Annotated in this window: 22 protein-coding genes; 7 read left to right on the forward strand and 15 right to left on the reverse strand. The window is 63.8% G+C overall.

Going from position 1 to position 23795, the window contains the following annotated elements; translation table 11 throughout:
* Positions 1 to 92: 92 nt before the first annotated feature.
* A complete protein-coding gene (locus J2X35_RS04805; protein WP_310181905.1) occupies positions 93 to 6170 on the reverse strand; it encodes a kinesin in 6078 nt (2025 codons plus the stop codon).
* 273 nt (positions 6171 to 6443) lie between these two features.
* On the opposite strand from J2X35_RS04805, the gene J2X35_RS04810 reads away from it, so the two are divergent.
* Together J2X35_RS04810 and J2X35_RS04815 are read left to right on the forward strand one after the other, a co-directional pair.
* Positions 6444 to 6812, forward strand: coding sequence for an Hpt domain-containing protein (locus J2X35_RS04810; protein ID WP_056109324.1), 369 nt, complete (start codon positions 6444 to 6446; stop codon positions 6810 to 6812).
* A 114-nt stretch (positions 6813 to 6926) separates the two neighbouring features.
* Positions 6927 to 7247 (forward strand): 2Fe-2S iron-sulfur cluster-binding protein, encoded by a 321-nt coding sequence (locus J2X35_RS04815; RefSeq protein ID WP_056109326.1) that lies wholly within the window; start codon positions 6927 to 6929, stop codon positions 7245 to 7247.
* A 45-nt stretch (positions 7248 to 7292) separates the two neighbouring features.
* Here J2X35_RS04815 and J2X35_RS04820 read toward each other — a convergent pair whose 3' ends face one another.
* Positions 7293 to 7910: a DUF922 domain-containing Zn-dependent protease gene (locus J2X35_RS04820; protein ID WP_082542381.1), complete on the reverse strand. Its 618-nt coding sequence runs from the start codon at positions 7908 to 7910 to the stop codon at positions 7293 to 7295.
* A 90-nt stretch (positions 7911 to 8000) separates the two neighbouring features.
* Here J2X35_RS04820 and folP point away from each other — a divergent pair, with 90 nt between their 5' ends.
* Genes folP through J2X35_RS04840 form a run of 4 tightly spaced genes read left to right on the forward strand, consistent with a single transcriptional unit; the run spans position 8001 to position 10941 of the window.
* Positions 8001 to 8855 (forward strand): dihydropteroate synthase, encoded by an 855-nt coding sequence (gene folP, locus J2X35_RS04825; protein WP_310181913.1) that lies wholly within the window; start codon positions 8001 to 8003, stop codon positions 8853 to 8855.
* Positions 8855 to 9214 (forward strand): dihydroneopterin aldolase, encoded by a 360-nt coding sequence (gene folB, locus J2X35_RS04830; RefSeq protein WP_056109330.1) that lies wholly within the window; start codon positions 8855 to 8857, stop codon positions 9212 to 9214. The genes folP and folB overlap by 1 nt, the downstream gene beginning before the upstream one ends.
* Positions 9198 to 9710, forward strand: a complete 513-nt coding sequence (gene folK / locus J2X35_RS04835; protein ID WP_310181916.1) for a 2-amino-4-hydroxy-6-hydroxymethyldihydropteridine diphosphokinase — start codon at positions 9198 to 9200, stop codon at positions 9708 to 9710. The genes folB and folK overlap by 17 nt, the downstream gene beginning before the upstream one ends.
* Positions 9655 to 10941 carry a low temperature requirement protein A gene (locus tag J2X35_RS04840; RefSeq protein ID WP_310181918.1) on the forward strand — a complete coding sequence of 429 codons (1287 nt, stop codon included), beginning with the start codon at positions 9655 to 9657 and terminating at the stop codon, positions 10939 to 10941. Before folK ends, J2X35_RS04840 begins: the two co-directional genes overlap by 56 nt.
* Here the strand turns inward: J2X35_RS04840 and J2X35_RS04845 are convergent.
* Entirely contained in the window at positions 10938 to 11486 is a 549-nt protein-coding gene (locus tag J2X35_RS04845) for a DUF924 family protein (protein ID WP_310181919.1), read from the reverse strand. The genes J2X35_RS04840 and J2X35_RS04845 overlap by 4 nt on opposite strands.
* A 23-nt stretch (positions 11487 to 11509) precedes the next feature.
* The gene (locus tag J2X35_RS04850) at positions 11510 to 13357 is read right to left on the reverse strand and encodes a monovalent cation:proton antiporter-2 (CPA2) family protein (protein ID WP_056109340.1); all 1848 of its coding nucleotides are present in this window, start codon (positions 13355 to 13357) and stop codon (positions 11510 to 11512) included.
* A gap of 313 nt (positions 13358 to 13670) precedes the next feature.
* On the opposite strand from J2X35_RS04850, the gene J2X35_RS04855 reads away from it, so the two are divergent.
* On the forward strand, positions 13671 to 13937 hold the full coding sequence (locus tag J2X35_RS04855) for a hypothetical protein (protein WP_310181923.1): 267 nt from the start codon (positions 13671 to 13673) through the stop codon (positions 13935 to 13937).
* Positions 13938 to 13991: 54 nt separating this feature from the next.
* On the opposite strand, the gene J2X35_RS04860 is transcribed toward J2X35_RS04855, so the two are convergent.
* The 11 genes from J2X35_RS04860 to J2X35_RS04910 all read right to left on the reverse strand — a co-directional run bounded on the left by J2X35_RS04860 (position 13992) and on the right by J2X35_RS04910 (position 23795).
* The gene (locus J2X35_RS04860; RefSeq protein WP_310181925.1) at positions 13992 to 14546 is read right to left on the reverse strand and encodes a hypothetical protein; all 555 of its coding nucleotides are present in this window, start codon (positions 14544 to 14546) and stop codon (positions 13992 to 13994) included.
* 108 nt (positions 14547 to 14654) lie between these two features.
* Positions 14655 to 15734 (reverse strand): TIGR01620 family protein, encoded by a 1080-nt coding sequence (locus tag J2X35_RS04865; protein WP_310181928.1) that lies wholly within the window; start codon positions 15732 to 15734, stop codon positions 14655 to 14657.
* Positions 15731 to 17200, reverse strand: a complete 1470-nt coding sequence (locus J2X35_RS04870; protein WP_310181930.1) for a YcjX family protein — start codon at positions 17198 to 17200, stop codon at positions 15731 to 15733. Before J2X35_RS04870 ends, J2X35_RS04865 begins: the two co-directional genes overlap by 4 nt.
* Positions 17201 to 17261: 61 nt before the next feature.
* The gene (locus J2X35_RS04875) at positions 17262 to 17765 is read right to left on the reverse strand and encodes a histidine phosphatase family protein (RefSeq protein WP_310181932.1); all 504 of its coding nucleotides are present in this window, start codon (positions 17763 to 17765) and stop codon (positions 17262 to 17264) included.
* Between the two features lie 78 nt (positions 17766 to 17843).
* Positions 17844 to 18236 (reverse strand): DNA-binding protein, encoded by a 393-nt coding sequence (locus tag J2X35_RS04880; RefSeq protein WP_310181933.1) that lies wholly within the window; start codon positions 18234 to 18236, stop codon positions 17844 to 17846.
* Entirely contained in the window at positions 18229 to 18783 is a 555-nt protein-coding gene (locus J2X35_RS04885) for a PCC domain-containing protein (RefSeq protein WP_310181935.1), read from the reverse strand. Before J2X35_RS04885 ends, J2X35_RS04880 begins: the two co-directional genes overlap by 8 nt.
* Positions 18784 to 18993: 210 nt before the next feature.
* Positions 18994 to 19722, reverse strand: coding sequence for a FadR/GntR family transcriptional regulator (locus J2X35_RS04890; protein ID WP_056115441.1), 729 nt, complete (start codon positions 19720 to 19722; stop codon positions 18994 to 18996).
* Positions 19723 to 19775: 53 nt separating this feature from the next.
* Positions 19776 to 20855: a four-carbon acid sugar kinase family protein gene (locus J2X35_RS04895; protein ID WP_310181938.1), complete on the reverse strand. Its 1080-nt coding sequence runs from the start codon at positions 20853 to 20855 to the stop codon at positions 19776 to 19778.
* On the reverse strand, positions 20852 to 21847 hold the full coding sequence (locus J2X35_RS04900) for an ABC transporter ATP-binding protein (protein WP_310181940.1): 996 nt from the start codon (positions 21845 to 21847) through the stop codon (positions 20852 to 20854). Before J2X35_RS04900 ends, J2X35_RS04895 begins: the two co-directional genes overlap by 4 nt.
* Complete coding sequence (locus J2X35_RS04905) at positions 21847 to 22854, reverse strand: ABC transporter ATP-binding protein (RefSeq protein ID WP_310181942.1); 1008 nt, start codon at positions 22852 to 22854, stop codon at positions 21847 to 21849. Before J2X35_RS04905 ends, J2X35_RS04900 begins: the two co-directional genes overlap by 1 nt.
* Positions 22851 to 23795: an ABC transporter permease gene (locus J2X35_RS04910; RefSeq protein WP_056115445.1), complete on the reverse strand. Its 945-nt coding sequence runs from the start codon at positions 23793 to 23795 to the stop codon at positions 22851 to 22853. The genes J2X35_RS04905 and J2X35_RS04910 overlap by 4 nt, the downstream gene beginning before the upstream one ends.

Here is a 23795-nt window from a genome sequence, read left to right on the forward strand (position 1 = left end):
CTTGATCTGGGGAGGTCCGATAACGGGTTAAATAAAAAGGCGGGAAAATCCCGCCTTTTATTGTCTACCTTGAAATGCAGTTCGGGTCTCGCTCAGCGCAGGCGTCCGCTGGCATGGGCAAGCATGGTGTAGACCTTGCCGGTATCAGACGTCAGGTAGGTCTGCGTCATGATGTTATCGCGGTCGTTACGCGAAACGTCCTTGAGCAGCTTCTCGAAGTCGTCGCAATACCGGTCGACGGCTGCGCGGAACTCGGCCTCCGCCTGGTATTTGCGGCGGATTTCATCAAAGGTCTGCTGGCCCTTGAGCGTGTAGAGGCGGCGTGTGAACACGTCGCGCTCGCCCCGGCGGTAGCGGCCCCACAGTTCGATCGACGCGTCATGGTCGATGGCGCGGGCGATGTCCACCGACAGCGAGTTGAGAGACTCCACGACATGCAGGGGCGACCGCTTCGCCGGTGCGGCCTTCGGCGCTTCCGGCCTTGTGGCAGGCGCGGCGGGCTTGGAAGCCTCTTCCTGGGAGGCCTTCGTCAGCAGATCGCGAACCCATCCACCTTGCGGATTGCGTTCGCCGGCGTCGCGCTGGCGCTGCGTCGTCTCGGCCGGCCGGTCGAGAGTAAGCGGACCACGAAGGGCCGGCTCCGCGGGAGCCTGCGGCTGCCGGCGCTCCTGCGGCGGCTGGGCGGGACGGCTTGGCGCTTCCGGCGTGCGGTTTGCCGTTGGTTGCACCGGCCGGCTTTGCGGCCCGGAGACATCGACTGTACGTCCGGATTTCGCAACGATCTCCGAAAGTTCCTTGAGCGCGTTGATCTGCTCGGAAACGGCGCGGCGAATAGCCGTGGTCGATTCCTTTGCTTCCTCGGGCATCTCGATGACACCCTTCTTCAGTTCCGCGCGGGTAAGGTCGAGTTCGTTCTTGATTGAGCCGGCCGTGCGGCGCATCTCGTCGGTCGCATCGGCGAAGCGCTTGGTCGCCGAGTCGATGACCTCGCTGATGGCCCCACGGATTTTGTTGGCCGATTCCAGCGTCTTGCCTTCCGCGTTCTCCAGCGTCTGGCCGACGAGGTTCTCGAACGAACGCATGACCCGTTCGAGGTCTTCGGATTTCTTGACCAGGCCGACAGCCAGATCTTCCAGCGAGGACTGGCGCTCGAGCGTATGTTCGAGGTTGCTCTGTGCCGAACCCAGCAGTTCCGACGCGCCGGAAAGCAGACGGCTGTGTTCGTCGAAGCGTGTCGCGATCGAAGCCACCTCACGAAGCGTCGCCGAGGACAGTTCGGTCAGACGCGTCGTGTTGGTGTCGACCAGCCGCGCCGAGCTGGCGAAAGTCTGCGCTGCTTTTTCGGTGGTCGCGGCGAAGCTCTGCGTGCTGCCGGAGAGCTTTTCATCGACCGCGCTCAGATTGGTCGCGGCATTCTCGATCAGTTGGTTGAGCTGGGCGCTGGAGGCGGTCATGCGGTTGAGGAGCTCGCTGACATTCTCGGCCAGTGTCGAGCGGGCGCCTTCGACCGCAGACAGCGTTTCCGTTGTCCGGTTGGCCAATGCGTCCAGGAGGACGGCGTTTTCCTGGCGCAGCTTCTCGGTGGCGCGTTCGGTGGCTTCCTCCATGCTTCGCTGCAGTTCGGAACCGCCCTCGGCGAACCGGTCGACCAGCGGCCGTGCGGTTTCGTCGAGGATCTTGGAAATTTCCTCCGAACGGGCCGCCAGCATGGCGTTGAGCTCCCGCGTGTTGGCGCCGATGGTCTTGGCCGCCTCGTTCGTGCTCTGGCCGATGTGCTGGCCAACCGCCGTGAAGGTCTCGGCGATGGTGTTGGCGCGCGAAACGAGCTGGTTCTCGGCTTCCGAAATGTGCTCGCCCAGCTTGTTCCTCATTGTTTCAGCGGAAGAGGTCAGGCGGCTTTCCACATTGGTGATCTGCTCGTCGACCCGGGAGGCCGCGGCAGCCGCGCTGGCTGCCAGTCTTTCGTCGGCGCCGGCAAGCGCCTGCTCGATCTCGCGGGCGTGGATCGCCAGTTCCTGGCCGGTCTGCCGCACCCGCTCGGCAACGCGCTGTTCAGTCTCGGAAAACACACCGACGATGTTGTCGGCATGACCACCGATGGCTGACGAGGTTTCGGCGATCCGGGAGGCGAGGCGCTCGTCCGCTTCCTCGAACACGCGTCCGATTTCGGAGGCGCGCGTGGTCAGGGCTTCCGAGCCTTCGGCGATACGCGCCATCAGCTGCTGGTCGGCGGTATCGAATATACGGCCAAGATCGGAGGCACGGGCGGCCAGCGCTTCCGCCGACTCGCCGATGCGCAGTCCGAGCTGCTGGTCGGCATTTTCGAAATTGCGCAGGATGTCGCCGGCGCGCGCCGCAAGCGACTGCGCCGTTTCCATGGCGCGTGCGACGAGCCTCTGGTCGGCGATGTCGAACCTGCTGGCGATGTCCTCGGCACGGGCGGCCAACTGTTCCGCCGTTTCCTCGGTGCGTGCCAGCAAGGTTTCGGACGTGCTCTGCGCCCTTGCCGCGAGGCGGTTGTCGTTCTCCTCGAAGACGCGGGCAATATCCTCGGCGCGAGCCAGCAAGGCGGCAGAGGTCTGTTCGGCCCGCTCGGCGATCTTGCGATCGGCGTCGGAGAACGCGGCGCCAGCCTGCTCGTGCAGGGCGGACGTCACTTCCATCACCTTCTCACGCAATGCACCGGCAACAAATACGGCGCTCTTTTCGAGCACGCCGCGAATGTTGTCGACACCGGTGGAAAGCGCCCGCTCCATCGTGCCGGCGCGCTCCTCGATGATGCCGGTCTGGCGGTTGAACGCTTCTTCCATCTTCTCGATGTCAGTTGCGATGATGTCGGATATCTGCGTGCTCTTGACGGCGATCTGATCGATATGGCCGGATACGGCGGTATCGATTTCACGGCGCGCCTCCGACAACCGTCCAAGGTCGTCTTCCAGCGCACGGGTCAGCATGTTGCGGCCCTCGGCCAGCTTGCCGACGTGGCCGGCAATGACCTCGTCGATGCCGCCACGGCTTTCCGTGATCTTTTCGAGATCGGATTCGAGCGCGCGCCGCAGGATGTCGCGGCCTTCCGCCAGCTTCTCGACCTGACCGGCGACAAGCCCGTCGATGCTCGACCGGCTTTCGGCGAGCTTGGCAAGGTCTTCTTCCAGCGCACGGCGCAGGATGTCGCGGCCCTCGGCGAGTTTCTCGACCTGGCCGGCGACCAGCCCGTCGATGCTTGACCGGCTGTCTGCCAGCTTGGCCAGATCGTCCTCGAGGGCGCGGGTGAGGGTGGAGCGGTCGGCGGCCAGCCTTTCCATATGGCTGTTCACCAGATCGTTGACGGTGCGCAGGTCGCCTTCGAGCGCCTGTGCGAACTGGTCGCGATCCCCGACCAGCTTCTGCGACTGTTCGGCGATGACATCCCTGATCGTGTTCAGGTCCGATTCCAGCGCGCGGCGCAGGATGTCGCGGCCTTCGGCGAGCTTCTCGACCTGGCCAGCAACCAGACCGTCGATGCTGGAGCGGCTGTCGGCCAGCTTCGCCAGATCGTCTTCCAGCGCCCGGGCGAGGGTGGAGCGGTCCGCTGCAAGACGCTCCATATGCGCGTTGACGAGTTCGTTGACGTTGCGCAAATCGCCTTCGAGGCTGTTTGCGAACGCGGCGCGGTCGGCGCTGAGCTGCTGCGACTGGTCGGCAATGACGCCCTTGATCGTGTTGAGATCGGATTCCAGCGCGCGGCGCAGGATATCGCGGCCTTCGGCGAGCTTCTCGACCTGTCCGGCGACCAGCCCGTCGATGCTCGACCGGCTTTCGGCCAGCTTGGCGAGGTCGGATTCCAGCGTCTGCGACAGCAGTCCGCGTTCCTCCACGAGCCTGCCGGAATGATCAGCGACCATCTGGCGAATGCTTGAAAGATCTGTATCCAGGCTCTGCCCGAGCAGGTTGCGGTCGTCGGCCAACTTGAGAGAGTGATCCTCCATCAGGTTCTTGAGGCTGTTGACATCGGCTTCAAGGGCCTTGGCCAACAGCGCGCGACCCTCGGCAATCTTCTCGACCTGAGCGGTGACAAGACCGTCAATGTCGGCGCGGCTATCGGCCAACTTGTTCAGGTCGGCCTCCAGGGCGCGCGAAAGGATGCTGCGGCCATCGGCCAGTTTTCCGACGTGTCCTGCAACCATTTCATCAATGATCGTACGAGCTTGCACAAGTTTATCAGAGTCTTGGTTCAGCGCATGGGCCAACCGTGCGCGGCCTTCTTCCAGTCGTTCCAGATGGCCGCCGAGCGAGGCGTCGATGGCGGCGCGGGATTCGTTGACCTTGCGCAGATCCTCTTCGAGCGCACGCGAGATGAGGTTGCGGCCCTCGGCAAGCTGCTGCACCTGGCCGGCGACCGCGGCGTCGATGCCCGCCCGGTCTTCGGCCAGCCGGTCGATGTCGGCGTGCATGGCAGCGGCCATGCGTTCGCGGCTCTCGGCCAGTTTGCGGCTGTGGTTTTCCACCGCTTCTTCGATGCCGGCGCGCGCCTCTGCGAGCCGCTCGATGTCGGCGTCGAAGGAGCGCGACACCGAATGACGGGCGGCTTCCATGCGGCCGGCAAAATCCCCGGCCCGTGCTTCCAGCATGGTCGACGTCGAGGAGATGATGTCGGCCATGTCGGCGCCGATCTGGGTGCGGCCCTGATCGATCATCGCTGACAGCGTGTCCTTGCCTTCGGTGAAGGTGGTAGCGATCTCGCGGGCCCGCTCGACCAGCGTCTCATTGATCTGACGGGCGCGCGCTTCCAGCGCCGCGTTGAGCTTCTGCGTACCGGTGTCGAGGGCTTCGGCGCGCGTTTGGAATTCGCTGATGAGCGCCTGTCCGCGTTCGGCAAGCGTGCGTTCGATGCCGTTGAGGCTGGTTTCGAACTCGGAACTGAGCGTACGTGCAGCGCCGCCGAGCAGAGAGACCATGCCAGCGGTGCGGTCGTCGAGCAGATCGGTCAGCGACCGGGTCAAGCCGTCGGTGCTGTCGGTCAGCTTGGCGATGCGCGTATCGAGGAGGGAGGCGAAGGCCTCGCCTGAGGTCGAAAGCCGATCCGTGATGGTGTCCAGCCGGGTCTCGACCGAATCGAAAATGGACATCGAGCTTTCGTTGATGCGGTCGATCAGCGTATCGCCCGAATTGGTGATGGTCATCGACAGCTTGGTCGATGCGCCGAGGATATTTTCACGGATGATGTCGCTGGCCGAATTGATCTCGTCGCGCAGCGTCTCATGCGCGCCGGAGATCGACGCCCGCACGCGTTCGGCATGGCCGACAACAGCTTCCCGCTCATTCCCCAATCCATCGACCAGAAGACGGATTCGTGCTTCGTTCTCGGAATAGGAGCGTTCGATCTGGTTGACTTCGCTGTGGACGAGCGTTTCGAGCTCGACGGCGCGCGCCAGCGTGCGTTCGATGCCTTCACCCATGGCCGCAACCTCGCGGCGCACGGCCTGGCCGATCATCATCACACGGTCCTGTGCAAGGTTTTCCGGCTCTGCGAGGCGGAAGGCGACTTCCGTCATCGACTGGGCGGCAAGACGCATGTCCTGCGCGCGGCGGATCATCACGGCGAAGGCCCAGAAGAGCACGATCGGAACGACGGTGGCGACAGCCATGCCGATGAGTTCTGGACGGGCCAGCAACTGCTCGACCGTGCTGATGCTCCAGATCGAGGGGCCGAAAAGCAGATTGGCCAGCGCGGCGGCGCCGGCAACCCAGGCAATCGAAAGAAATGCAACGACCCAATAGACGGTGTTCGAACCGCGGCGGTTGAGACCGTTCATCAGCGACCGGAAATCCTTTTGCCGGTCGTCATTGGCGGGCGCGAAGGGCTGGGATCCATTCGCTGGTTCGATCGGCCGCAGTTCGGCGGGCTTCGGCTGCGAAGTTGGCTTGCCTGCCTGATGCGCGGCCGGCTTGGCCGCTGCGGGCGTCTGCGTCCTGGCTGCCTGCGGCGCGTTGACGGGGGGATGTTCGGCCCTCCCGGCGCGCGCCAGCTCGTCGGCCGCCTGCGATATCTGGGCTTCCAAATCCTCCATCGAGGCGGCCATATCGAGGCCGCCTTCGTCGTCGCCGGAAAAGTCCAGGTCGAGTGCCTGTTCCAGTTCCTTGGCTACGTCACTGTCGAGCGACTTGGTTGTCGTTGTTTTCTTCGCCATGCCTTCGCTACCCTGTACTAGCTGCCGCGGGACCTGTTATTTGTCTTGTGGTGCCCGCGCACGAGGCTGAATTTCGACCCCTCGTATCGTAATGACACAGGGGGGTAAAGAAAACATGCATTCCGGCACATACGTAAAACTTTAAATATAAGGTTAACAAAGGCGTGAGTCCGGCGCCGTTTTTCGGCCCTTTTTTCAGGCTTTCCGTTAACTCGATATCCACGAGGGCGGCGCTAACGTCGTGCCGCCTTTGATTTGCGTGAGGTAAGAGTGATGCGTGGCGACTTCGGTGTGGCGTTTTCCATGCCCGGTGGCGAGACCTGCGGTAAGGCAAGGTCCCGACCTGTCGATCTGGTCCATCTGGCGCGCCAGACGCTGGGAGACCGCGAGGTGGAGCGTGAGGTGCTCGACCTTTTTATTCACCAGGCTGTCTCGGTTCGGGAAAAGATCATGTCCGCGGACACTAAGCAGCGCCTGTTCATGGCGCACGGACTCAAGGGTTCGGCGCGCGGCATCGGCGCCTTTGCCATAGCCGATTGCGCTGCTGTCATCGAAAAAGATCCAGAAGACGTCCATGCCTTGAAGCGGCTGGGCGTGCTCATCGACGAAGTCCGCGATTTCATCGCCGCTATCAGCCGTTGAACCCGCGCAGCCGCCGGTTGTCCCTTGCCGGCGAATGGCGACGGGCCGCGCAGCCGCCTGTTGACTTGTGCCGAAGAGCCGTTATTCGGGCAGAGACTTCCCTTCAGGTGACAAATGGCCAAACTGACCTTCATTGCCCTTGACGGCACGCATTTCGATGTACAGGCCGACAACGGCTCGACAGTCATGGAAAACGCCGTCCGCAACGCTGTGCCGGGCATCGAAGCCGAATGCGGCGGCGCCTGCGCCTGCGCCACATGCCATGTCTATGTCGACGAAGCCTGGACAGCGGTCGTCGGCGAACCCGAGAGCACCGAGGAGGATATGCTGGACTTCGCCTATGACGTTCAGCCCAACTCACGCCTGTCCTGCCAGATCAGGGTGCGCCCCGAGCTGGATGGCCTCGTCGTCAGGGTTCCCGCGCGTCAAAGCTGACGATCGCTGGTCGTCGAGCCGCCTCGGTCCGCCGGAATACGGCGCTCAGCCGGGCAAACGCCCGTTGTCGATGCGCTCCATCCTGTAGCGAAGCAGCCGCAGGATGCGGCGTTCGAAATTGACCCCTTCCACACGGTCGAACTGCAACTGCGCCTGATCGTGCTTTTCCAGGATTTTGGCGGTGATTTCCTTCGCCTTGGCCGTGGCCTGCGCGCAGGTCTTCTGCGCCGCGCTGGATTTGAGGGCATCCTCCAGTTCGCGCGCATGGTTCTTGGCGATGACGACGTGGCTTTCCTCGTGACGCTTGATGTCGGAGGAAAGCGTATCCCAGAACACCCGCGTCTCGGCATCCGCCTTCGCGCGCTGCCGCCAGCGCGGCAGGATCACATGCGTCTTCACCGTCACCGTCGCCGCCATGATGCGGCACGAGCCATCCTTCTCGCCGTAGCCGATGCGGCTGGTAAACACCATGCGGGTCGCGCCAGGATGCCGGTTGCCGGTCGTCTTGACCTGCGGCCCGCGCTTCGAAAGCTCCTTTTCGATTTCCTCCAGCGTCCGCCCGCCCACGCTGAAATAGCTGTAGGTTTTGACGAGGTTCGCCGCACCGGCCGGAACAACCAGTCCGGCGAGGATAAGCGCGCTGATAAAAAGGCGATTCATCATGTTGTCTCCGCGTCCACCTTGCTTTAGGGCCGGTTGCGGCGCAACGGAAAACCTTCCGCTTGCAGGTGGCAAGGTCGTGGACTCGTGCCGATGACGCAGAAACGGTGGCAGTTGGCGCATGGGCGTCATCTTGACCTTGGCGATAGAGCCGTGGTCATGGGCGTCCTCAATGTGACGCCTGACAGTTTTTCCGATGGCGGCCTGTTCATCGAGCCGGGTCCAGCACTGGCGCAGGCGCGCCGCATGACAGGCGAGGGCGCCGGCATCATCGATGTCGGCGGCGAATCGACCCGTCCGGGCGCCGCGGCGATTGGCGCACAGGAAGAGCAGGCGCGCGTCCTGCCCGTCATCGAAAACATCGCGGCCAGCGAGGAAACGCTGATCTCCGTCGACACCTACCGCGCCGAGACCGCGCGCCGGGCCGTTCAGGCTGGCGCCCATATCGTCAACGATGTCTGGGGCTTGCAGCGGGAACCGGATCTGGCGCGCGTCGCTGCCGAGACGGGCGCGGGCCTCGTCGTCATGCATACCGGGCGCGACAGGCAGAAGCTCGCCGACGCCATAGCAGACCAGTTGCAGTTCTTCGAAAAGTCGCTGGGAATTGCACGGCGCGAGGGTGTTCGGGACGACCAGGTCGTGCTCGATCCGGGTTTCGGCTTCGCCAAGGAGACGGCCGAGGAAAACCTCGACCTTATGGCGCGGTTTTCCGAGCTGCTGGCGCTCGGCTTTCCGCTCATGGTCGGCACCTCGCGCAAGCGCTTCATCGGCACGGTGACGGGCCGGGACGCCGCCGAGCGGGCCGCCGGCACCGCCGCCACCAGCGTTATTCTGCGCTTGAAGGGCGCGCATCTGTTTCGCGTCCACGATGTCGCAATCAACGTGGACGCGCTGGCCATGACGGATGCTATGCTGGCGCGCGAAGCGACGCGGAAAGGCGCAGGCTGATGTACCTCATACGCATGAAGAACTGCGCCTTCTTCGCCCGCCACGGCGTGCTGGACGAGGAGGAGACGCTAGGACAGCGGTTCTACGTCGACGCCGTGTTGACGGTGGACCCCGCGCAGCCGCTCGATGCGGACGCAATCGACAGCACCGTCGACTACGGCGTCGCCTTCACCGTCATCGAGAAAATCGTCACCGGGGAGCGGCGTTTCCTGATCGAGGCGCTGGCGCTCGAGGTCGGCAAGGCGCTGACGGCGCGCTTTCCGCAGATAAAAAAGGCCGAGATCACCGTCCGGAAGCCCAACGCCCCGGTTCCCGGCGTTCTCGATCATGTCGAGGTGGTCGTTGTCTGGCCGCAATAGCGCCGCCTGGCTCAGCCTGGGAGGCAATCTCGGCGATCCGGCCAAATCCATGGCCGCCGCGCTGCGCATTCTCGATGCGGACGACCGGACGCGCGTGGTTGCGGTGTCATCGCTCTACCGGACGCCACCCTGGGGCAAGACCGACCAGCCCGACTTTCTCAACGCAGCGGCGCAACTGGACACCCGGCTATCGCCGCGCGACCTGTTGGAACTGTGCCTGGAAGCCGAGCACAGATTGAAGCGCATCCGCGCCGAGCGCTGGGGACCTCGGCTGATAGACATCGACATTTTGCTGTTCGAGGACATGGCGGTGCATGAGCCGGGACTGGAAATCCCGCACCCGCGCCTGACCGAGCGCGCCTTCGTGCTGGCGCCGCTTGCTGAAATCGCCCCGTCACTGGATATCGACGGATTGTCGGCATCCGAAAGGCTGGCAATACTTGAAACTGCCGGTATCGAACGGCTACCGTCAGAGCCGGATTGGTGGAAAGCTTGATCTGATACAAGCGTCGGGGCAACTGCATAGGAGCAACATGTCCAGATTTGCGGCGAAGAACGATCTGGCCCGGGAGAGGGTGCCCGGCGAAGAAACCCGGGTCGAATATGTCGAACTGTTTTTCGACCTCGTGTTCGTATTCGCAGTCACCCAGATATCCCACACCTTGTTGAAGCATCTGACGGTGTCGGGTGCCTTTCAGGCCGCGTTTCTGCTCATGGCGGTCTGGTGGGTGTGGGTCTACACGTCCTGGGTTACCAACTGGCTGGACCCGCGCCGCAATGCGGTGCGGCTGATGTTGTTCGTCCTGATGCTGGCTGGGCTGATCCTTTCGACGTCGATCCCGGAGGCGTTCGAAACCCGCGCGCCGGTCTTCGTCGGCGCTTACATCTTCATGCAGCTTAGCAGGACCGCGTTCATCGTCTGGGCCCAGCGGGATTTCAACGCCCGCAATTTCCGGAACATGTCGCGGGTGCTGGCCTGGTTTGTGCTTTCCAGCGTGTTCTGGATTGCCGGGGCTTTTGCCGAGCACGAAACCCGCTTCGCTATCTGGATCGTGGCGCTGTTGATCGAGTACGTCTCGCCGGCAGCGCGCTTCTGGACGCCGTGGTCTGGAGCGTCCTCGACGGCGGATTGGGATATTGATGGCGGCCACATGGCCGAACGCAGCGCCCTTTTCATCATCATCGCGCTTGGTGAATCTGTGCTGGTAACTGGCGCGACGATTGCGGAGGCGGACCTGACATTTGGCGCGGTGGCGGCATTTCTGGCGGCATTCGTCACTACGCTTGCCATGTGGTGGATCTACTTCAACGCCGGCGCCGAAATGGGCAGGCACAGCATCGAGGCCGCGAACGATCCCGGAAGGTTGGCGCGGATCGCCTATACCTACATGCCCGTGCTGCTGGTTGCCGGCATTATCGTTACGGCCGTCGGCGATGAACTTGCGCTCGCACATCCAACCGGCCATCACGCTGAACTGGCGACAGTGCTCGTTCTCACCGGAGGCCCGGCGCTCTATATCTTCGGAAACATCATGTTCAAATGGACGGTATCGGGCGCCGTCCCGCGATCGCACGTCGTCGGCCTGCTTTTATTGCTGCTTGCCGGCGTCTTCGGTCACAACTTCGATCCCATGCCTCTCAGCGCGATCACGAGTGTGATTCTTTTGATTGTCGCCTATTGGGAGCACCGCCTGAAGGAAGCTCGCACGATCGTGCAGAACGCCTAGCCGGCGAAGCCACCGGCGTCGAGGAACGCTTGTTCCTCGGAGGTCGTCACCCGTCCCAGTGCCTGATTGCGATGCGGGAATCTGCCAAAACGCGAAATGATATCAAGGTGTTCGACGGCGTATTTCAGGTATTCTGGGCAATTCATCTCGCATAGCTTCACCGACCGTTGCTGATCGGTGATCAATTCGGAGTGCTCGAACGGCAGATAGAGAAATACCCGCAATTTTTCATCGATCGCCAGGTCGTGACCGCGTTCGATCGCCTTGTCGGCGAGGTGGCGCGCCAACGGGTCGGTGGCAAACATATGCGCGGTTCGGCGAAAGCAGTTGCGCGGGAACTGGTCGAGCAGGATCATCAGCGCCAGCGAACCCTCGGCGCTTTCCGCCCAGGCGTCGCACTGACGGCTTGCTGCCGAGTAGTGCAGGTCGAGGAACCGTTCCTTGAACATTGCGTCGAACGCTTCATCCTTGCGGAACCATGCGTCCGGCCCGGCATCGCGCCAGAATTTCGTCACCGCAAACGCGCGTTCGTCCAGTTTCGTCATAGGTTCTCCGTTCCGCCTGCTGATCAGGATGCCGGCTGTTCGCTTGCCGGTTTCTTGGCCAGCACGCCGGCGGTTTCCTCGTTGAGCGCCTGTCCCGGCCGGCGCGGTGTCGTCACCGGCGCCGGAACCGGCGTGGCGATGTTGCCCTTCATGAAATTGCGGCCGTCGCGGATATCGCCCGCCAGTTGCAGATCGAGCCGCTGTGCGTCGCGCACCCGGACATCCTCGATCACCTCGGCGACTTCCTCGGGATCGACGCCGAGGGCTTCCAGCGTCGAGCCGCCGAAGACAAGAGCCGATTCGAACGTCTCGCGCAGCTGATAGTCGACGCCGGCATGGATGAGTTGCAGGGCCGTGCCGCGGTCGAAGGCGCGCGCCAGCACCGTCACCAGCGGGAACTCAGCCTTGGTCAGCTCGGTGATGCGCACCGCCACATCCGGCTTGTCGACACAGATCAGCACCGCGCGGGCGCGGCCTGCACCTGCCGCGTGGAGAATGTCCAGCCGTGTGCCGTCGCCGTAGTAGACTTTGAAGCCGAAATCCGCCGCCGCCTGGATCATCTCGACGTCATTGTCGATGATGGAGACGTCGATGCCGCGCAGAAGCAGCGGCTGGCTGGCGATCTGCCCGAACCGGCCGAAGCCGATGATGAGCACGCTGCCGCTCAGGCTGTCGGCTACGTCGACGCCGTCTAGCGAAAGCGTGTCGCGCGGGGTGATGGCGCGTAGCCCCAGCATTGCCAGCGGCGTCAGCACCATGGAGATGATGATGATGGCGGTCAGCATGGCGTTGGCCTGGCTGTCGATGATGCCGACCGCCGCCGCCGCCGAATAGAGCACGAAGGCGAATTCGCCGCCCTGCGCCATGACGACGGCGCGCTCCAGGGCGTCCTTGTGCGAGGCGCGCAGGAAACGCGCGACGAGATAGATGCCGAGCGCCTTCATGATCATGTAGGCGACGACATAGACGGCGATCAGCTGCCAGTTGGCCGCGACGACCGTCAGGTCGAGCGACATGCCGACGGCCAGGAAGAACAGACCGAGCAGAATGCCACGGAACGGCTCGACATCGGCCTCGAGCTGGTGCCGGAAGGTCGATTCCGACAGAAGCACGCCGGCCAGGAAGGCGCCCATCGCCATGGAGAGACCGCTAAGCTGCATGACGAGCGCCGAACCCAGCACGACAAGCAGCGCGGCGGCCGTCATCACCTCACGGGCCCGGGCGTCGGCCAGGATGCGGAAGAACGGGTTGAGCAGATAGCGGCCTGCGATGACCAGGCCGACGATTGCGCCGATTCCGATGCCGATTTCCGCAAACCGCTCGGAGAGCGTGGTTTCCGTGCCGCCCGGCGCCAGAAAAGCCACCAGCGCCAGCAAGGGCACGATCATCAAGTCCTCGAACAGGAGGATGGACACCATGCGCTGGCCGCTCGGCGAGGACATGTCGCCGCGCTCCTCCAGGATCTGCATGACGATGGCGGTCGATGTCAGGACGAAGCCGGCGCCGGCGACAAAGGATTGCGCGATGGGAAAGCCGCCGAGCAGACCGACGCCGGTGAGCAGCAGCGCGCACAGCCCGACCTGCAAGGCGCCCAGTCCGAAGATTTGCCGCCGCAGGCTCCAGAGCCGCGATGGCTGCATCTCCAGTCCGATGATGAACAGGAACATGACCACGCCGAGTTCGGCCACATGCAGGATGGCCTCCGATTCGGCGAAGATCTTCAGCCCGAACGGGCCGATGACGACGCCTGCGGCCAGATAACCGAGAATCGAGCCAAGGCCGATTCGCTTGAAGATGGGCACGGCGATCACTCCGGCCGCCAGAAGCGCGACCACCTGCACCAGATCGCTGCCAGATGCCTCTACCGCCATGCGTGCTTTCCACTGTCGCCGTGTTCTGGGCGGTAGGTTAAACCGCCTCTATCCGGGCGAGGATAGGGGGTTCGCAGCCGATAGAACAGCCCTCAATCCGGTTAGATGGACTGACAAGAAGGCGCCGGCGACCAGTCGAATCCACTACCTCGGCATGACGGTGGAACCGTCTTGGCGGAAGGGCTTGCAAAAATTGGAGCGATCGATTGCCCGTTGTCATGAACCTGCGCTAAGGAGCTTGCGGCCTTTGGCCAGCGAGGGGCTTGAGCGGCCTGCGGAATTGACCACAGCCGGTTCAAGGAGAGGATTGATAATGAAGAGATTTTTGATGCTTGCGGCTTGCGCCGCGGCACTCGCGGGATCGGCGTGTTCGAAAGCGCCGGAATGCACCAGCGAGCAATTGACCAAAAAAGCGCAGGAGATGACGACGGCGCTTCAGGAGGCGGTGACCAAGGAGCCGGCCAAGGCGGCGGAACTGAGCGTCAAGGTTCAGGAAGTGGTGGGCAAATACCAGGGCGCGACGACTGCGGCTGAAGCCTGCAAGGCCTATGACGAAGTGATCGCGGCCATCAAGGGCTGATCATTGTCTGAAAGCATGGGCGGCAGCCATTGGCTGCCGCTTTTGTTTGCTTGGTCAATTCTTGGCGATTGCCCCGACCTGGACGTCGTCGACGCGTTTCAAATTCATGCCGATGACCGGCACAAGCTGTTTGTCGACGCGCACCGAAACCGTCACCACCATGGCGTCGTCGTTGGGGATACGAGCCTGCATGACGCCGCGCAACTGGTTGCGGTTTATCGCGAAAATGACTTTGCGCGCATCGACCACATTGCCGGAAATGATATCCAGTCCGGATCCAGCGGCGCCACCCATGAAGCTGCCTTTGTAGCCCTCGCGGCCTTTGTGCTCGACGGTGGCCGACATCTTCTGCGTGAAAACGCCGACGCGGCAACCGCCATCCAGGCTCATGCCGATCTTGCCTTCGGGTGTCGAACCGACGAACGTGCAGTTGAATTTCGTACCCTTGTATTTTCCGGCGACGATTTCGCCCGGTCCGACCCAATTGCCTTCGACGGACTGGAAGAACTGTTTGTCGCGGTCGGCGGAGACGGCTTGACCGGTCAGGCCGGCAAGCATCGAAACCGTCAGGGCCAAAGGCATTACGGCAGTCGAAAGCATGCTTTTCATCAGGTAACACCCGGCAACGGAACTGTGGGAAGACGTTGGTTAACCATGACCAGGATTGGTTAATGCTTCGTCACCCGGCGCTTGTCCGGCGCGAAAAAACAGGGCGATTCAGCCGCCGTTTGTACCGGGTTCATTGGCCTTGCTCGTTGCAAATGACGTCAGCGCCGCGAGGAAATCGCCCATGCCCGGCCGCTTCGCCGCCGTAAAGGGCAGGGGCCGCGCCGTCTCCATCGCGGCCATGCCGATTCGCGCCGTCATCATGCCGTTGACCACGCCTTCGCCGAGTTTGGCCGACAGCCGCGCCGCCAGCCCGTGACCAACGATCTGCTGGACGAAACTGTCGCCCACCGCGATCGAGCCGGTCACGGCCAGATGCGCGAGCACGCTGCGGGCAAGCCTGAAGAAACCCAGCGTGCCGGGCCGTCCGCCATAGAGTTCCGAAAGCCGCCGGATCAGCCGGCCGGCTTCGAAGACGACATAGGCGACATCGACGAGAGCGCGGGGGCTGACCGCCGTGACCAGCGAAACGCGCTTGGCGGCGTCAAGGATCATTGTCTTGGCCTGCGCATCCAACGGCCCGAGAATCTCGATCTCGGCGAGCTTGACGAGGTCCGCGCCGTCGATGATCTCATGCCGGAGGTCAGCCAGCGCCCGCCGACCCGCCGCCGTCTGCGGCTTGGCGGCGACGAAGGCCGACAGTTCGTCGACCACGGAACGCGCCGCCTTGGGATCGTTGCGGCCGATAGCGTCCAGCGCCCGTTTCTGCAGCTTCTCCACTTCCGCGAGGCGGCTGATGGCGAGGAATTCCCGCGCGAGGATGACCAGCAGCGCCACCACGGCGACGACAGCAACGCCGGCTGCCAGCCAGCCCAGCCACTGCGCGCGTTCGAACAATTCGCGAATCAGGCTGTCGGTCCACAGGCCGACCGCGAGGGATACCAGGATGCCCAGCGCGCCGATGAAGATACCGCCGAGCATGGAACGGCGGCGCGGCGCCGTAGCTGGAGGCGGGGTCGCGGTGACAATCTCCGGCACGTCGAAGACATCGATTTCCGCCGGAACGACGACAGCATTGGCTTTTACGGAACGGGGCCGGCGCCCCGTCGCTGTCTCAACTGGCTTTGGCGCGGCCTTGCTTGCCGTCTCCTGCGGCTCGATCCGGAAGGCGGCCGGTTTGCGAACCGTCATGCCAGTCTGTCTCCCATCAGGAATTGTAGCGCCCGGTCGAGTCGGATGTGTGGCAGCGAAAGGGTGAGCCCCTCAGCCGTGCGCTCCAGCTTCGGCGGTCGAAAACGCACGAACCGGATGGTGGCATCCTCGCTTGAGTCGGAACGACAGTCCTCGAAAACGGAATTAATATCGGACGGTAAGTCACCGGGAAATATTGCAGTTTCCGTCTTTCCGTCGAACCGGTCGTTGCCGATTTTCTCGCCCGACAAGGGCGTGCCGATGATGACCGGCAAGGTCTCCCGGCCCTGCTTGACTGTGCCTTCTCGGGTGGCGCGCACAGCTGCCATCGCCACCACATCGACATCGGCGCCGCTGAAGCTGGCGCGGGCGATCGCCCGGTCGGCCAGTCTGCGCACGATGGCCTGCAGCCGGTCATGGCTTTCATGGTGAAGATGATCCGCCTTGGTGGCGGCGATCAGGATGCGGTCGATGCGCCGGGCGAAGAAATCCGTGAGAAAGCTGCCCTGGCCGAGGCGGAAGCAGGCGAGGATCTCCGTCAGCGCCCTTTCAAGATCCGCCACCGCGCCGGCACCGGCATTCAGCGCCTGCATGGCGTCGATCAGCACGATCTGCCGATCGAGCCGGGTGATGTGCTCGCGGAAGAACGGCTTCACCACATGCGTCTTGTAGGCCTCGTAGCGGCGTTCCATCATCGCCTGCAGCGACCCGGAGCGGGCGCGCTTGTCGCCGAGGTCCGGCAGGGGCGCGAATGTCAGCGCCGGCGAGCCTTCCATGTCTCCCGGCATCAGGAAACGGCCTGGCGGCAATGTCGACAGCGCCCGCTCATCCAGCTTGCAGGCCTTGAGATAGGCGGTGAAGCTCTCGGCCAGCCGCCGCGCCGTCATCTCGTCCGCGTCTGCATTCGGATCGGTGGCGGCGGCCAGCGCCAGCCAGTCTTTCGACAGATCGGTGCGAACCGGCAGCAGCGCCATTTCCCTGGCGTCGTGAGAAAACTCGGCAAAGGATTTGCCAAGCAGCGGCAGGTCGAGAAGCCATTCGCCGGGATAATCGACGATGTCGACGGACAGTTTGCCGGCGGAAAACATGCGGTTCCAGGCCGAAGCGGACTCGTACTCGATGGTCAGCCGCAGTTCGGAAACCGCGCGTGTCGAATCCGGCCATATGCGGTCGTCAACCAGCGCGTTGATATGGTCCTCGTACTGGAAGCGCGGCACGTTGTCGTCCGGCTGCTCCTCGAGAAAGGCGCGAGCGATGCGGCCGGATTTCTGCGCTTCGAACAGCGGCAGTCGCCCGCCATGGATAAGGTTGTGCACCAGCGCCGAGATGAACACGGTCTTGCCGGCGCGCGACAGCCCGGTAACGCCGAGCCGCAGGCCGGGAGAAAACAGCCCGGAAGCACGGCCCGCCATGGTTTCGAGCGCGATGCGTGCTTCGTCGGACAAGGTGGTCAGGGATGACGCCAATCGGATTCCCTTGAAGTGTGGCAACCCGATATAGGTTGGCTTGGCCGCCTTTGAAATGGGCTCAGGCGCCGGAAGGTGTCAGGAAGGCCCGCAATCGGCCTGCTCCCGGCGCCGCCTTGGCAAGCCCGCCATCGAAATCGATGACCGCCAGTCCGGAGGTCGGAAACCCGGAGCCGAGTGCGCCGAGCGCCTCCGTTTCGCCGTCGCCAGAGACGGCAACAGCCAAATCTTCCATCATCGGGTTGTGGCCGATCACCAGCACGGAACGGGAAGCTCCATGCTCCCGGATCGAGTTGAGGTATCCGGTCGCATCGTCGGAATAGAGCGTGTCGAGGAACAGCACGCGGCCCGTGTCGGCGTGGCCTGCAATGCCCTCTAGCGTTTGCCTCGCCCTGACAGCCGTGGAGCAGAGCGTCAGGTCGGGCACGTAGCCGCGGGTATGCATGGCCATGCCCATTTTCTCGGCATCGGCTTGGCCGGAGGCGTCGAGCGTTCGGTCGAAGTCACGCGTTCCGGGCTGGGCCCATCCTGCTTTCGCGTGCCGGAGAAGATAAAGCCTGCTCAATTGGGGCCTATAAGAGTTGCGCTGCAGCCGGGTCGGCAACATTCCGCCTACACGCAAAACCGTCGGCTGGCCACCGTGTCAGCCAGCAGGCAGCCATTCCTCGAGGGTCACTTCGAAGGTGATGCAGACAATATTGGCGCCGGCCACGAATGGCCCGCCATAGACGTTGCCGTCCGTATCCGACACAACGCCGGACAACGCCGCCGCCAGGGAGCCGTCCGGCTTGCTGCGGACCTCGCCGGCGATGCTGACGACCTCGACCGCCGGCCCGGCGACATGAACGATCTTGCCGTTCGTCGAGCCTAGGCAGGCATCCACCAGGCTGCCCAGCGCGCCCCGCACGAAGGCATTGCGGAAGCCGTGGGCAAGGCAAAGCTTTTCCAGGCCCTGGACCAGATCCTCGTTCGGCGCGATCCGGCCATAGGCCACGCGCCCCATCGATCCCTCTTCGACGAGTGCCAAGTCAGCCATGGAGCGCGACCTTTCGGGGCTGGAGGAGCAGCATGTTGGTTTCAGGATCATGCGCCTGACGCAGTTCGAAGCCGGCAAGACAGGTTACCAGAACAGGGATCGGAGCCTGCCCGACGACGCACCGCTCGGTGATGAGATGCCCGCCCTTGACCGTTCCGTCCTCGGTCCTGATCGCAGCATGGCAATGCACCAGCGGCGCGCCATCGACCGCCTTGCCGAGTGTCGCGTTGCCAAAGATCATGAAGGCGCGGCCGGCCTGCAACGGCTTGCCGTAGGCGATCACCGACTTTCCGCTCAGATCGGGCGGCGCGACGCAATAGGTCAGCGCATCGAAGCTGCCGCCGAGGATCGTGGTGGATGCGCTGGCGATGCCGTTTTCCGATAATGGACCCACCAGCGCATCGAACAGGCTTTTGCCCGGTTCGAGCAGGAGCCTGATATGGCGGGCCTGTTGCGCATCCAGACTCTGGATACGGACGGGATTGAAGCGTCCCGGATGCACGAGCGTCCGCGGGCGCGGGAAGGGCGTGTCGGAATAGGTGCTCATCTTCGTCATTGGAGCAGAACGATATTACGTCGTCGGCGGCAAATCTTTTCAAAGACCAACGAAGTAAGTCCAAACGAGAAAGAAACGTTCCCGTATCAGCCTCATTTGCGAAAGAGTACGCAGGCTGGCAAACCCGCCCTCTGGCCCCTTGTATTTGGCAGACTCGGATGTCTCGCCTTGCGCCCGTTTCAGAGCTGAGAAGCCCGCCTTTCAGCGCGACAGGTCGAGCATCTTGTTTTCGAACAGCCGGTTGCGCGATCCCTCGAGATGCTCGCGCATGCGCTCGCGCGCCAGCTCGGCCTCACCATTGGCGATAGCCTCGCAGATATCGCGATGCTCCTCGTAGACCTGTTCGAGCTTAACCAGCGGTCCCATCAGCGACAGGCCATGCAGGTTCATGCCGACGGCGATGTGCTGCCGCAAGGCGTCGAGACAGGCCGTGTAATAGTGGTTGTTGGCGGATTCTGCGACTGCCCTGTGGAACAGGAAATCGACGTCCGAGCGGTGGGTCTGGTCCCGCGTCGCCTCCCGCAATTCCGAAAGCGCGGCCCGGATGTTGCGCAGCGCGCCGTCATCGCGGCGCAGCGCGCCGAAGAAAGCGGCATCCGGTTCGATGGTCAGCCGGAACTCGTAGCAGCGTTGGATATCGGCGATCGACTTGACTGGCGAAAAGCCTAGCGATGTCCGCTGCGCATCGAAAACGCGAACGAAGGTTCCCGAACCCTGGCGGGAATAGACCAGCCCGACCTCGCGCAGGCGGCCAAGCGCGTCCCGCACCACCGGTCGCGAAACGCCGAGCAGGGTGGCGAGATCGTGCTCTCCCGGCAGTTTGGAGCCGGACGGGAACTCGCCGGAGACGATGCGCTCCTGCAACTGGCCGAAAACCTTGTCGACGAGCTTCGGCGCCTTGGAGGCCATCCTGCCGGAAGGCTGGTCCATCTGGCCGCTGCCAGGCTCGGCATCCGACTGGTTCTGATGCATCTCGGTCGTCATCAGCACTCCGCTCGCTCGCTGACCGGCTCCCTCAACAGTTCGGAAAGAACGTCGATGGTGCCGAATCCGCCTGATTTCACCACACAGCGCAGCTTTTTGCCATTCGGCATCGCGATTTCGAACCATGGCAGGCCAGGGGCAGCTTCGCCGCGCGGAAACAACACATCAGCGCCGAGTGCCGACAGGATGGCAAGCGCCGTATCGCCGCCGCCCATGACCAGCGTTGCCGGCTGAAGCAGTTTGACGGCCGCCGCGATGGCTGAGCCGAAACGGGCGGCAACGAGCGCCGGTTCCGTGTCCATATCGCCGGTGCAATGCACCGCCAGCGGCAGACGATAATTGCTGGCCGCCTTAAACCGGCCTGCCTGGGCATTGCACAAGACAAGCGAACTGCGATCTTCGGCAAGACGGGCAATCTGGCGCTCGGTGATCGGGTCGCGCGAGCCGAAAGCGAACAATGTTGCCTGTGTCGACCGCAACGGCTCGTCGGGGGCAGCCTTTTCGGTTGCCAGACTGCGAGCCAGGGCGAGGCCGATTCCGCGCGCGCCGACGGCAAGTGTGTCCTGCCAATCGCGCTGCTGCGCGACGATCCGGTCGAGATCGGCATCGGATTTGGCATCCGCCACTTCCACAGCAAGGCCGAGCGCGGCAAAAAGCGGTCGGATGGCAAGCGGTGCGTCAACGCCTCTGCCGGCGACCGCGCCATCCTTCACGATGCGGCCCTGATCCGGCACGGCGGCCGCGACGAGGATACTTGTTCGCCCGGTGCGTTCCGCCAAGGCCGCCGTTTCCACTCCAATGTTCCCCTTCAGCCGGGAATCGATCTTCTTCAGAACGATCTTCGGTAGAAAAGGCGTGAAGCCTGCCGCGGCCTGTGCGACGCAGGCCGCTGCTTCCTCGGCAGGCAGCGCGCGCGACGCGGTGTTCACCGCCAGCACGTCAGGGCCACCTGCAACAGCCCGGTTCACGGCTTCAGGCGTCATCGCCACCGCCACTGTCAGGCCAGCTGCGACCAAGGGCGCCGATGTGTCGAGCGCACCTGTCAGATCGTCGGCGACAATGGCGAGTTTGAGCGTCATCCCGGCGCCACGGCTCCAACCGCGTGGCAGGCGACATGGTGGCCGGCCCCGACATCGCGCCATTCCGGCACGACCCTGCGGCAGACATCCATGGCGATCGGGCAGCGCGTGTTGAACCGGCACCCGCTGGGCGGATCGAGCGGGCTCGGCACGTCGCCGGTGAGAATCTGGCGGCGGCGCGTTTTCTCGATGATCGGATCGGCTTCCGGTACCGCCGACAGCAGCGCCCTCGTGTAGGGGTGCAGCGGATTGGAGAAGAGCTGCTCGCGCGTCGCCAGTTCGGCGAGCCGCCCGAGATACATGACGCCGACCCGGTCGCTGATATGGCGCACGACCGCCAGATCATGGGCGATGAACAGATAGGTCAGCCGGTATTTCTGCTGCAGGTCGAGCAGCAGATTGATGATCTGCGCCTGGATGGAGACGTCGAGCGCCGAGATCGCCTCGTCGCAGACGATGAATTTCGGCTCGCAGGCGAGCGCGCGGGCGATCGCCACGCGCTGGCGCTGGCCGCCGGAGAGTTCATGCGGATAGCGCGAGGCAAAACGCGCCGGCAGGCCGACATCGCCGAGCAGCCGCGCCACGCGTTCCGGCAGCTCCGCCTTCGTCGCCAGCCTGTGGAACAGGATCGGCTCGCCCACCGCTTCGCCCACCGTCATGCGCGGGTTCAGCGTGGAGTAGGGGTCCTGGAAGACGATCTGCAACTGCCGGCGGTAGGGCCGCATCCGCTTTTCATCGAGCGAGACGATGTTCTCGCCCTCGAACATCACTTTGCCGGAGGTCGCCTTGTGCAGGTTGAGCAGGGTGAAGCCGGTGGTCGACTTGCCGCAACCGGATTCGCCGACCAGGCTCAGCGTCTCGCCTTCCATGATGTCGAAATTGACATCGTCCAGCGCGTATACCGTTGCGCCGACCTCGCCGAAAGCGCCCAGGCGAACGACGAAATGCTTGACCAGGTTCTCGACGCGGATCAGGGGTTCTGCCGCAGCCATCATGCCGCCTCCCTGATTTGCCGCTGCGCTACCCAGCAGGCGACGCGATGCGTCGGCGTGCCAAGCGGCTCAAGCGCGGGCACCCGTTCGTGGCAGATCGCTTCGCTCAGCGTGCAGCGCGGCGCGAACGGGCAGCCGGCGGGCCGCCGTCCGGGTTCCGGCGGCGTGCCGCCGATGGAGGCCAGCCTCGCCGTGCGCTCGTCGGTCAGCTTCGGGATCGATGCCAGCAGGCCGCGCGTATAGGGATGGCCGGGCCGCGCGAAAAGCTCGTCAACCGGCGCGTCCTCGACGACGGTTCCCGCGTAGAGGACGGCAACGCGGTCAGCCAGCCCGGCGATCAGGGCGAGATCGTGAGTGATCCACACCACCGACATGCCGAGTTTGGCGCGCAGCTCCCTTACCAGATCGACGATCTGCGCCTGGATCGTCACGTCCAGCGCCGTAGTCGGTTCGTCGGCGATCAGCAGTTCGGGATCGCAGGCGAGCCCAATGGCGATCATGACCCGCTGGCGCATGCCGCCCGACAGTTCGTGAGGATAGGCGGCAATGCGCTTTTCCGGCGCCGGGATGCCGACAAGGCGCAGGAGTTCGATCGCCTTGTCCTTCGCTTCGGCCTTGGACAGGTTTCGATGGTAGATGAGCGGCTCGGCAAGCTGATCGCCGATGCGCATGACGGGATTGAGCGAGGTCATCGGGTCCTGGAACACGAAACCGACCTTGCCGCCGCGCACTTCGCGCAATTCCGCCTTCGACATCTTGAGCAGGTCGCGCCCGGCGAAATCGGCGGTGCCGGATTTCACCCGGATCTTGTTGGGTAGGAGGCGCACCAGCGACAGCATCGTCAGGCTCTTGCCGCAGCCGGATTCGCCGACCACGCCGAGCGTCTCGCCCTTGGCGACCGTCAGGTCGATGCCGTCGACGATGATCGCCGGGCCGCGGCGCGAGTCGATCTCGATGGTGAGGCCGCGAACGTCGAGAAGCGGCTTGTCCTGTGCCGGCGCGGTCATTTGCTGCCTTTCGGGTTGAGCGCGTCGTTGAGACCGTCGCCGAGGAAGGAAAAGGCGGCTGTGGCGAGGCCAAGCACCGCTGCCGGTGCGGCCAGAAGGTGCGGATAGTGTTGCCAGACGCGCAGTCCGTCGGAGATCATGTTGCCCCAGGACGGCGTTGGCGGGTTGACGCCCACACCAAGGAAGGAGAAGGCGCTTTCCAGCACCATCGCCGTGCCAAGGCCGGCGCTGACCGAGACGATCAGCGGCCCGAGCGCATTCGGCACCACATAGCGCGTCAGGATCAGACGATTGGTCAGGCCGAGCGCTCGCGCCGCCGTCACGTATGGCCGTCCACGGATCGACAGCACCTGCGCCCTGACCAGCCGCGCATAGGGCGGCCACGAAATCAGCGCCATCGAGCCGAACACCAGCAGGAAATCGACCCAGACGGTCTCACGGTAGAACGGATTGAGCGTTTCGAGATAACGCGCCTCCATCCAGGCCATGGCCGGACCTTTCAGAGACGCATTGATGACCACGACCAGCAAAAGGTTCGGCACCGACATGGTCATGTCGGTCAGCCACATGACGATGCGGTCGAACCAGCCGCCGAAGAACCCCGCCATGGCGCCCAGCGTCACGCCGATGACGACGGCGACGGCGGTCACCACCACCGCCACGACGAAGGCCGTCCGGGTGCCGTAGATGACGCGCGAAAGCACATCGCGGCCAAGGTCGTCGGTGCCGAACAGATGCGCGAGCGAGGGCAATTGGTTGCGGGCGTTCAGGTCCTGGGACAGGAAGTCGTAAGGCGTCAGCCACGGTCCGAAGACGGCGACGAAGGCCAGCAGCACCACGATGACAAGGCCCGCCACGGCAAGCCGGTTGCGCAGCAACCGATGCCAGGCGTCGCGCCACAGGCTGACGGGCGGTTCGTCATCGACCAGCGGCACGGTCAT

It is taken from the genome of Mesorhizobium sp. BE184, assembly GCF_031457045.1.
GTDB lineage: Bacteria > Pseudomonadota > Alphaproteobacteria > Rhizobiales > Rhizobiaceae > Mesorhizobium.

What these genes read in the sequence shown, in the direction of transcription:
- J2X35_RS04885 (WP_310181935.1), bottom strand. Translation starts at nt 18,783, where the DNA reads ATGAGCACCTATTCCGACACGCCCTTCCCGCGCCCGCGGACGCTCGTG.
- J2X35_RS04905 (WP_310181942.1), bottom strand. Translation starts at nt 22,854, where the DNA reads ATGACCGCGCCGGCACAGGACAAGCCGCTTCTCGACGTTCGCGGCCTC.
- J2X35_RS04900 (WP_310181940.1), bottom strand. Translation starts at nt 21,847, where the DNA reads ATGGCTGCGGCAGAACCCCTGATCCGCGTCGAGAACCTGGTCAAGCAT.
- J2X35_RS04895 (WP_310181938.1), bottom strand. Translation starts at nt 20,855, where the DNA reads ATGACGCTCAAACTCGCCATTGTCGCCGACGATCTGACAGGTGCGCTC.
- J2X35_RS04880 (WP_310181933.1), bottom strand. Translation starts at nt 18,236, where the DNA reads ATGGCTGACTTGGCACTCGTCGAAGAGGGATCGATGGGGCGCGTGGCC.
- J2X35_RS04845 (WP_310181919.1), bottom strand. Translation starts at nt 11,486, where the DNA reads ATGACGAAACTGGACGAACGCGCGTTTGCGGTGACGAAATTCTGGCGC.
- J2X35_RS04860 (WP_310181925.1), bottom strand. Translation starts at nt 14,546, where the DNA reads ATGAAAAGCATGCTTTCGACTGCCGTAATGCCTTTGGCCCTGACGGTT.
- J2X35_RS04805 (WP_310181905.1), bottom strand. Translation starts at nt 6,170, where the DNA reads ATGGCGAAGAAAACAACGACAACCAAGTCGCTCGACAGTGACGTAGCC.
- folB (WP_056109330.1), top strand. Translation starts at nt 8,855, where the DNA reads ATGTACCTCATACGCATGAAGAACTGCGCCTTCTTCGCCCGCCACGGC.
- J2X35_RS04865 (WP_310181928.1), bottom strand. Translation starts at nt 15,734, where the DNA reads ATGACGGTTCGCAAACCGGCCGCCTTCCGGATCGAGCCGCAGGAGACG.
- J2X35_RS04855 (WP_310181923.1), top strand. Translation starts at nt 13,671, where the DNA reads ATGAAGAGATTTTTGATGCTTGCGGCTTGCGCCGCGGCACTCGCGGGA.
- J2X35_RS04910 (WP_056115445.1), bottom strand. Translation starts at nt 23,795, where the DNA reads ATGACCGTGCCGCTGGTCGATGACGAACCGCCCGTCAGCCTGTGGCGC.
- folP (WP_310181913.1), top strand. Translation starts at nt 8,001, where the DNA reads ATGACGCAGAAACGGTGGCAGTTGGCGCATGGGCGTCATCTTGACCTT.
- J2X35_RS04820 (WP_082542381.1), bottom strand. Translation starts at nt 7,910, where the DNA reads ATGATGAATCGCCTTTTTATCAGCGCGCTTATCCTCGCCGGACTGGTT.
- J2X35_RS04890 (WP_056115441.1), bottom strand. Translation starts at nt 19,722, where the DNA reads ATGGACCAGCCTTCCGGCAGGATGGCCTCCAAGGCGCCGAAGCTCGTC.
- J2X35_RS04810 (WP_056109324.1), top strand. Translation starts at nt 6,444, where the DNA reads ATGCGTGGCGACTTCGGTGTGGCGTTTTCCATGCCCGGTGGCGAGACC.
- J2X35_RS04850 (WP_056109340.1), bottom strand. Translation starts at nt 13,357, where the DNA reads ATGGCGGTAGAGGCATCTGGCAGCGATCTGGTGCAGGTGGTCGCGCTT.
- J2X35_RS04815 (WP_056109326.1), top strand. Translation starts at nt 6,927, where the DNA reads ATGGCCAAACTGACCTTCATTGCCCTTGACGGCACGCATTTCGATGTA.